Here is an 8,187-nt window from a genome sequence, read left to right as displayed (position 1 = left end):
AGCGGTGGGGCGAGAAGCAGCATCGCGGCTGCGAGGCCGCCGGTGGCCAGTTTGCCGCGGGCCCTTACCATAGGCCCGGGACCAACCGGTATCGGGTTCGCGTGGCATACTCGGAGTAGCCCTCGAGGTTGGCCTTGAGGAACCCGTCCTCGCGCGCGGCGCGGAAGGCGAACACCGCCGATGCGGCGAGCCCTGCCACGCAGGCGAGCCACGAGCCGAGCGCCAGGCCGCTTCCCGGCCCGAACAACAGCATCCCCGCGTACCCCGGATGACGCACCCGCCGGTACGGGCCGGTGTCCACCAGGCGGTGGCCGCGTTCCTTCTGGATGCGCACCGCGGGAACAAAGAAGCGGTTGGCCGCGACGGCCGAAAGCGTGATGCGGAAGGCCGCAGCCATCATGGTCAGCCCCAGAACCGACCCACCCACCGGCACCGAATCCGACCAGTGCAGACGCCCGATATCGAGCACGCCGAGCGCGATGTGACCCAGGGAGAAGGCGCGGAGCAGGAAGAGCACCAGGGGATCGGCTGTCTTCTGGCCGCGCCTCAGGCGCTCGCGAGTCACCTCGGCATCGATGGTGAACACACCTATCAGGCCGGTGGCGTAGCAGAGCGCGGCGTAGGCCCACAAACGCGGTAGGTCCCACCGGCCCGCCAGTCCGACGAGCACCGCGCTCATGACCACCGTGACCGCCAGCCAGCGCAGCACCCGGGTCATCACGAGGCGGTCCCGAGCTGGATCACCAGCTCACCCTCCACCGAAGTCGCGGCTGGGAACCGGCGCAGCGGCCGCTCCGCCGGGCCGCGAAGCACGCGGCCCGCGCGGTCGTACATCGAGCCGTGGCAGGGACAGAGGAGCCGCGGGCCTTCCACATTGACGGTGCACTGGAGATGGGTGCAGACGGACGACACCACTGAGAACTCCCCGTCAGCGAGGACGAGCACGTACAGCGGTGTCGACTGGCCGGCCGGCATGATCTTGAGGTAGCCGCCCGGATGCTCCAGCTGCGGGTAGTTTCGGATGGGCAGGCGGACGGCGCCGTTCACCGGCGTCACGGGCGTCGCGACGAGCGACGCGCACCCGGGGAGCCCCGCGGCGGCGAGCGCGCCGGCGGTCAACTCCACGAAGCGGCGGCGGTCCATCTGATTCACCTCGACCCCACGAAGTCGAGCAGCGCCGTGCGGTCGCCCGAGGAGAGCGCCGCGAAGCCGTTGCGCGACGACTGCGCCTCGCCGCCGTGCAGGAGGATCGCCTCTTCGACGCTCCGCGCCCGGCCGTCGTGCAGGAGGAAGGCATCGCCGTTCAGGAACCGGCGCATCATTCGGAGTCCCCACAGCGGAGCGGTCCGCCATTCCCGGCCGCTCGCGCTCCCGTCGGGCCGGCCGTCGGCCAAGCCGTCGCCCATGTCGTGCAGCAGAAGGTCGGAGTACAGGCGCACCGGCTGGTTGGCCAACGCCGCGACGGGATTCGGCCCCGTCTGGAGCACCGGCACATGGCAGCTAGAGCAGCGGAGCGAGTCGAAGAGAGCCGCCCCGCGCCGGCGCGTCACCGTCATCGCCCCCGGTGCGGGCGGTGCGAGCATCCGGACATAGTTGACCACGGCGCGCACCGTGGAGGCCGGGATCTCCGGGTCGGGCACGTTGTCGGCGGCCGTGGTGGCAAGGCTCGCGAGGGGATTCGTGTTCTCCACCGGCAGGAAGTCGGAGGTGATCCCCATGTCCTGGTGGTACGCGCCGGCCACCTGGTGGAGGATGCTCGCCACCTGCGCCTTGCGGCTGAACCTGCCGAGCCTCAGTCCGGGCCCGCTGCCCGGCTCGTCGGACGGCACGAAGTCCGGTGGCGTCACCCAGTTCGGCCGCCCGGAGATGCCGTCGCCGTCGGCGTCCAAGGAATCGGCGTACGCCAGGATCGCGGCGTCGGAGATCGCCTCGATGAGCCCTACGCCGAAGACCGGCGGCGGCAGGCGAACCGACACGTCCACGCCGGGCGGAAGCCGCTCCGGCTCCGCGCCCGGGATCGCCTTGTCCTGGATCTGTGGGCCTCCGAGCGCGAGGGCGAGGTCGAGGCCGATGCTGAACCTCGTGAGAGCGTTCTCCACGCGCCCGCGGCCGTCGCCGCTGTGGCAGGAGGCGCACGAAACGTTGTTGAAGATGGGCCCCAGGCCTTCACTGATCGCGAACGGCCTACCGAAATCACGGTCACCGCGGGCGAACGCCCGCAGCTCCTCCGCCGTGAGTCCCTCGACCGGCCCGTCGAGGACGTCGCCGGGGTCGGGCTCGTCGGTGGTGAGCGCGTTGCAGCCAGCGGCAGCGAGCGCGACGAACGCCGCTAGCGTCGCTCGACGAGCATGCACGATGCCAACTCCTCTCCGATAACCCGTTCCTGCGGCTGCTTGCCCTCGACGCGCACCGTGATCGGTCCGCCGAACGGCTGCCGGTCCGTCACGACCATTTCCACCATCGGCACCAGGCCGAGCGACTTGAGATAGCGGAGCCGCTCCGGGTCCTCGTCTTCCACCTGCCGGAATGCCACCCGCGTGCCTGTCTCCATCGCCGCGAGTGGCTCGAAGTCGGTGCGCTCGATCTGGCCCTCGCGGGTCGGGATAGGAGCGCCATGGGGGTCGTACTGCGGCTCGCCGAGCGCGAACGCCATCCGGTCGATCAGCTCGTCCGACACCGCATGCTCCAGGCGCTCGGCCTCCTCGTGCACGCTGGACCAATCGTAGCCGAGCTTGGTGATGAGGTAGGTCTCGAGGACGCGGTGGCGCCGCATCACGGCGAGCGCGGCCAGCCGGCCCGGGCCGGTGAGCCGCACACCATGGTAGGGCGCGTGCTCGAGGTGCCCCGACTCCGCGAGCTTCTTGACCATGCCGGTGACCGACGCCGGCGACAGGTCCAGCTTCTGCGCGATGTCGTTGGTCGCGGCAGTCCCGCCTCCCTCAGAGAGCCGGTAGATGGTCTTGAGGTAGTCCTCGACCGAACGGGAGAGCGGCGCGGTCATCTCAGATCTTCCCGCCGAGCATCTGGTATACGAGCAGGGCGTTCAGCAGCAGGATGACCGCCGCGACCAGGATGGCGAGTTTCGTGGTCGCGCGACGGTTGGTGTACTCGCCCATGACCGAATGGTTCTTGGTGAGGGAGATGAGCGGAAGGATCGCGAACGGTAGCCCGAAACTGAGGCACACCTGCGAGAGAACCAGGATCTTGAGCGAGTCCACCTGGAAGTAGATCACGACCAGTGCCGGGACCATCGTGATGAGCCGTCGCACGAAGAGGCTCATGCGGACGTGCAGGAACCCCTGGAGGATGACCTGGCCCGCGAGGGTGGCGGTAGTGCTCGAGGCCAGCCCCGAGGCGAGCAGCGCGATCGCGAACGCCACGGCCGAGTACCCGCCCAGCAGCGGAGCCAGCGTCTCGTGCGCCTGCTCGATGGAAGTGACCACGACGCCGCGCTCGAAGAACGTGGCGGCCGACATGATCAGGATGGCCGCGTTCACGAAGAACGCCAGGTTGAGCGCGACGACCGAGTCCGCGACCTGGGTCCGGATGTGCTTGCGCGGTTCCATCAGCGCGCGCCGCGGCAGCACCAGCGCGGAGTGCAGGTAGATGTTGTGCGGCATCACCGTGGCGCCGAGCATCCCGATCGCGATGTAGAGCCGGCCGTCCATGATGTTCGGCGTGACCAGCCCTTTAAGCAGCGGCGCCATCAGCGGCTTGGCGAGCGCCAGCTCGTACAGGTAGGCGAGGCCGATCACCGCGACCAGGGCGATGATCGCGTACTCGACGGCACGGTATCCGAACTTCTCGAGGGCGAGCAGCGCGAAGACCGCTACGCCGGTGATGAGCGCAGCCTGGAAGAGCGGAATGCCCAGCAGGATGTTGAACCCGAGGGCGGCGCCGAGGAACTCCGCCAGGTCGGTCGCGAGCGCAGAGCACTCGGCGGCGCCCCAAAGGATGTAGTTCAGCCAGCGCGGGAAGCGGTCCCGGCAGTTCTCGGGCAGACTCTTCCCGGTGACGATCCCGAGCTTGGCCGACAGCCCTTGGAGCAGGATCGCCATGAGGTTCGACAGGAGCAGCACCCACAGGAGCGTGTAGCCGAAACGGGCGCCGCCCTCTATGTCGGTCGCCCAGTTGCCCGGATCCATGTAACCGACCGACACGAGAAAAGCCGGACCCATGTAAGGAAGGAGCCGTCGAACGCGGCCGAGCCGGACCGGAATGGCTGAGGGTGCGTCTGGTACGTAGTGCGGAGCAGTTTGAACGGTCACAGGCAACCTTAAATCACGATTTAGTTGCCCCTAAACTATCGTCCACCCCACCCTGAGTCAAGGACTTCGGCCAGTTGCCCCAAGACACGTTCGGTCAGTCCCCATATCGTGAACCCGTCCACGACGATCGACTCGAAAGTTTGGCACCCTGTGGGCAGCATCACCTCGAACGGACGACGGCTCTCCTTGGCGAAGAGGCCCGAGACGCCGAGCCACACGGCGGCGTCCACCTCGGCGCCAGGCCGCAACTCCAGTCGGCTCGGAAGGGAGAAGACGCACGGGGTCACGATGATTCGGGGGAGGTAGACGCTGCGGGGGTGTAGTTCGTCGAGCATCCCCAAGCGGTGTCCCGCGTTGGCGAGGTCAAGGCCGGCCTCCTCGAGGGTTTCCCGCTCGGCCGTGGCCGGGGGTGACAGGTCCGTCGGCGCGGCGTAGCCGCCGGGAAAGGCCATCTGCCCCGACCAGGGATCCCCGGGCCGTTCCTTGCGTTTCACGAAGAGTATGGCGGGTTGCGGGTCCCCGGTCACGATGACGGCCACGGCCGCGCGTTGCGCCTCCTCGTCATTCACTGTTGCGGGCACGCGGCGCTGGATGGAAAGTCGTAGTCGTTCGATCATTCCCATGGCGGCCGGAAGGGGCGCACCGAGTCAGGCCCGGTTCTTGCTATTGCATGGGTCATTAGATTGGTGGCGTGAACCCTAACGCGGGAGGACCCCATTCGCATCTTCGGTGTCAGTCTGCTGGCTGTCGCGGCGCTTGCCGCGGCCGGCCTCCTCTGGAAGCGGCGTCAGGACGCCATGCTCGACTATTTCCCCGACCCGGGCGATAGCGACCTCGACGGGCTGAGGCGCGCAGGGCTTTAGGCGACCCCGCCGTTTCTGAAGGACGAACAGCCCGGGCTCGGTGGGAGTCCGGGCTGCTTCGTTTCTGGTCACCGTAGTGCTTCCGACAGGAACCGAACCGTCCGATCCATCACCTGGTCCAGGTCTGGGGTGCTTCCGGCCCACGGATGCTTCGCTCCGAACGTGTGCCCCGCCCCCTCCACCAGCCAGAGCTCAGTTGCCGGCGAGCGGGATGCGGCCCGCAGGTGCTCGGCTTCGGTTGGAGGAACGGAAGTGTCCTCAGTCCCGTGGACAATGAGCCACGGCACGGTAACGCGTCCCGCGGCGGCCGGCACGTTGAGCGCTTTGGCGCCGTTCGCTTCGAGGTCGTCAAGCGCGTCCCGGTAGATGGGCAACACCTGGCCGGTTCTCGTGTTCACGACGTCTATCTTCCCTTCCGCGCGCCATCTCCGCAGGTCGTCGTCCGGCCACCACAGGAAACTCCCGACCGCCGCCCACGTCACCAGCGCCCGGACGCGGGCGTCCCTTGCGGCGTGCAGGACCGCGAGGCCGCCGCCTCGGCTGTGGCCCACGAGTCCGACCCACGCGGACCCGCCATCGGCGACGAAGTCCACGACGGTCTGGATATCGTCCAGGTCGCCGCTGGGCCGTTGGTGTCCCCAGCGCTCCGGCTCGTCGAACTCCTCACCGTCGCCAACCCCGCTGCCCGAGAAGTTGAAGGTGATCGCCGTGAACCCGGCCAGCGCGAGGCGTTCCGCGAGCTTCGGGAAGAAGCCCCAGTCCTTGAATCCCTTGAATCCGTGACAGACCACGACGGCCGGGCGCGCCTCGCCCGGCCCCGCGGCCGTTCGCACGTCCACGTACAGCGGCCCCCCGTCGGAGCCGGTGAGCCGGAGCTTGGCTAGCCGAGGGGTGGCCATGGGACTATTATCTGCACCCAGTGACGATCCATGCAGGCCGCCACTCGGCGCCGACGCTTCTGGTCGTCGGACGCGGCATCGCCGCAGCCCGTGAGGAGCTGCTGGAACGGTGGACCCGGTGGCTGCTCGAGCGGGAGACCGGCAGGGAGGGGCTCGATCCGGCCGCCCTGGCCCGTCCTCTCCAGATAATCCTCGACCTTCTCGTACACATGTGCGGACCGCTGCGCCGCGAGGCCCGCGAGAGCTGGTTCGCCGCCACGGAGCTGTATGGCCGGCTCGCCGAAGCGCGCGGGCTGTCTGCGGGCGAGGTGGTGGACGAGCTTCAACACTGGCGCGAGTTGGTCATCGTGGAGCTGGCGGACCTCTTCGTGGCGCTCCCGGCCCGGCAGCAGTTGCCGGCCGTACTTCGCATCAGCCGCGTGCTCGATACGGCCGTCTCCAACGCCGTCGTCGGCTATACGGATGCCCTGGTCGCGAAAATGTTCGCCAGCGAGGGAGTGCCGGTCCCGACCACCGAGAACGTCCAGGAGCTGCTGAACCAGCTGGGCGCGCTCCAGGCCGACGTCAAGCTGCTGGACGAGCGGTCACCCGGCTGATATCTCTTCGCCCCCGTCCACGTTGATGACGTTGCCGGTCACCCAGCCGGCCTCAGGGTGACACAGCGCGACGAGCGCGCCGGCGACGTCCCGGGGAGTGGTCAGGCGCTTGGCCGGGTTCTTCTGCGCCGCGCCGACGAGCAACTGGTCGCTGCCGGGGATCTTGCGGAGGGCCGGCGTGTCGGTGACGCCCGCGCGGAGGGCGTTGACGGAGATTCCCTGCGGCGACAGCTCGTACGCCAGCTGCCGGGTGTGCGATTCCAGCGCGCACTTCGCCGCCGAGACCGCGCCGTACGCAGCGATCGCGCGGGTCGAGCCCGACGAGGTCATGGAGAAGATGCGGCCGCCATTGCCCATGAGGCCGCTATGCACCACGTCCTGGGTCCAGTACACCAGGCTGTGCCCCATCACGGCGAGCGTCATGTCCATCTGCTGCTCGCTGATCGGGTCTCCGCCGATGAAGGGCTTCAGGGCGCCGAACGCGAGGGAGTGGAGCAGGACGGCGAGGTTGGCCTTCTCGGCGACCAGCGCGTCGATGACTTCCTTGCGCTTCTCGGCGTCGGCGGCGTTGGAGTTGAAGAAGAGCGCGCGGCGGCCGAGCTTCTCGATCTCCGCCTTGATCTCCGCCACCCTGGCGAGTCCCGACTTGCGGTCGAGGTGGACGCCGCAGATCTCGTAGCCGGCGGCGGCGAGGGCCATCCCGCACTTGGCGCCGAACCCGCTCGAAACGCCCAGGATGAGGGCCCAGCGCGGCGACATGGTCTGCGCGTTAGACACGAACACTCCTTGTGAGTCCGGGGAATCTGCTTCGTGACACCAGGGAATAGCAAACCGACATCGCTCTCAGTGCGCATCTTCGCCGGACTGGTCATAGGCCTCGCGTTCGGGCTCTTCGCTTCGGCCAGCGGGCGGCCGTGGCTGATGAGCGTCGCGGTCGGCGTGGAGCCGATCGGGACGGTGTGGATGAACCTCATCCGCATGGTCGTCATACCGTTGGTCGTGGCCGCCATCGTGTCGGGCGTCGCGAGCCTCGGGGATTTCCGGAGGCTGGGCCGGGTAGGCAGCCGTACGGTTGCCTTCGCATTCGGGACCCTTCTACTGGCGGCTGTCTTCGGGCTGCTCGTGGCGCAGCTCATCGTGCCGCTGGCTCCCGTCTCGGCGGAAGTCGCGGCGTCGTTGCGCAGCGCCGCCGCCGCCGGCGCGACGGACGTGACGCAGCAGGTGGGGCGGATCCAGGGGTTTAGACAGTTCATCATCGAGCTGGTGCCGGTCAATCCCGTGAAGGCGGCGGCGGACGGCGTGCTCCTGCCGGTGATCGTCTTCTCGGTGCTCTTCGGCGCGGCGGCCGGAAGCCTCGAGGAGAAGTCGCGGACGGCGGTGGTAGGACTCGCCGACGCGGTAGTCCAGGTCCTCATCAAACTGGTCGGCTGGATAATGTTCCTCGCGCCGGTCGGCATCCTGTGCCTGTCGGCGGCGGTGGCAGCGCGGTTCGGGCTGGACGTGCTGCGCAGCCTCGCGGCGTTCATCGTCACCATCGTGGTCGCGACCACGCTGTTCGCGT

Annotated in this window: 10 protein-coding genes; 2 read left to right on the top strand and 8 right to left on the bottom strand. The window is 68.5% G+C overall.

Annotation, left to right across the window (positions count from 1 at the left end):
* Positions 1 to 64: 64 nt before the first annotated feature.
* The 7 genes from Q8Q85_09475 to Q8Q85_09445 form a co-directional block, all read right to left on the bottom strand.
* The gene (locus Q8Q85_09475; GenBank protein MDP3774484.1) at positions 65 to 718 is read right to left on the bottom strand and encodes an isoprenylcysteine carboxylmethyltransferase family protein; all 654 of its coding nucleotides are present in this window, start codon (positions 716 to 718) and stop codon (positions 65 to 67) included.
* Positions 718 to 1,143 carry a Rieske (2Fe-2S) protein gene (locus tag Q8Q85_09470; GenBank protein ID MDP3774483.1) on the bottom strand — a complete coding sequence of 142 codons (426 nt, stop codon included), beginning with the start codon at positions 1,141 to 1,143 and terminating at the stop codon, positions 718 to 720. The genes Q8Q85_09475 and Q8Q85_09470 overlap by 1 nt, the downstream gene beginning before the upstream one ends.
* 5 nt (positions 1,144 to 1,148) lie before the next feature.
* Positions 1,149 to 2,354 carry a di-heme oxidoredictase family protein gene (locus tag Q8Q85_09465; protein ID MDP3774482.1) on the bottom strand — a complete coding sequence of 402 codons (1,206 nt, stop codon included), beginning with the start codon at positions 2,352 to 2,354 and terminating at the stop codon, positions 1,149 to 1,151.
* A complete protein-coding gene (locus Q8Q85_09460; GenBank protein MDP3774481.1) occupies positions 2,330 to 3,001 on the bottom strand; it encodes a metal-dependent transcriptional regulator in 672 nt (223 codons plus the stop codon). Before Q8Q85_09460 ends, Q8Q85_09465 begins: the two co-directional genes overlap by 25 nt.
* 1 nt (position 3,002) lies before the next feature.
* The gene (locus Q8Q85_09455) at positions 3,003 to 4,268 is read right to left on the bottom strand and encodes an Nramp family divalent metal transporter (GenBank protein MDP3774480.1); all 1,266 of its coding nucleotides are present in this window, start codon (positions 4,266 to 4,268) and stop codon (positions 3,003 to 3,005) included.
* Between the two features lie 35 nt (positions 4,269 to 4,303).
* Positions 4,304 to 4,885 carry a CoA pyrophosphatase gene (locus Q8Q85_09450; GenBank protein MDP3774479.1) on the bottom strand — a complete coding sequence of 194 codons (582 nt, stop codon included), beginning with the start codon at positions 4,883 to 4,885 and terminating at the stop codon, positions 4,304 to 4,306.
* Between the two features lie 314 nt (positions 4,886 to 5,199).
* Positions 5,200 to 6,030: an alpha/beta fold hydrolase gene (locus Q8Q85_09445; protein ID MDP3774478.1), complete on the bottom strand. Its 831-nt coding sequence runs from the start codon at positions 6,028 to 6,030 to the stop codon at positions 5,200 to 5,202.
* Between the two features lie 20 nt (positions 6,031 to 6,050).
* Here Q8Q85_09445 and Q8Q85_09440 point away from each other — a divergent pair, with 20 nt between their 5' ends.
* Positions 6,051 to 6,626, top strand: coding sequence for a hypothetical protein (locus Q8Q85_09440; GenBank protein MDP3774477.1), 576 nt, complete (start codon positions 6,051 to 6,053; stop codon positions 6,624 to 6,626).
* Here Q8Q85_09440 and Q8Q85_09435 read toward each other — a convergent pair.
* On the bottom strand, positions 6,615 to 7,403 hold the full coding sequence (locus Q8Q85_09435) for an SDR family oxidoreductase (protein MDP3774476.1): 789 nt from the start codon (positions 7,401 to 7,403) through the stop codon (positions 6,615 to 6,617). The genes Q8Q85_09440 and Q8Q85_09435 overlap by 12 nt on opposite strands.
* A 69-nt stretch (positions 7,404 to 7,472) precedes the next feature.
* Between Q8Q85_09435 and Q8Q85_09430 the strand changes: the two genes are divergently transcribed.
* Positions 7,473 to 8,187: cation:dicarboxylase symporter family transporter (locus Q8Q85_09430; GenBank protein MDP3774475.1), on the top strand; the 715-nt coding region annotated here is incomplete at its 3' end.

This window comes from Gemmatimonadales bacterium, from assembly GCA_030697825.1.
GTDB lineage: Bacteria > Gemmatimonadota > Gemmatimonadetes > Gemmatimonadales > JACORV01 > JACORV01.
The sequence above is the reverse complement of the archived record's forward strand: the minus strand, read 5'-3'. Positions and strand labels throughout refer to the sequence as shown.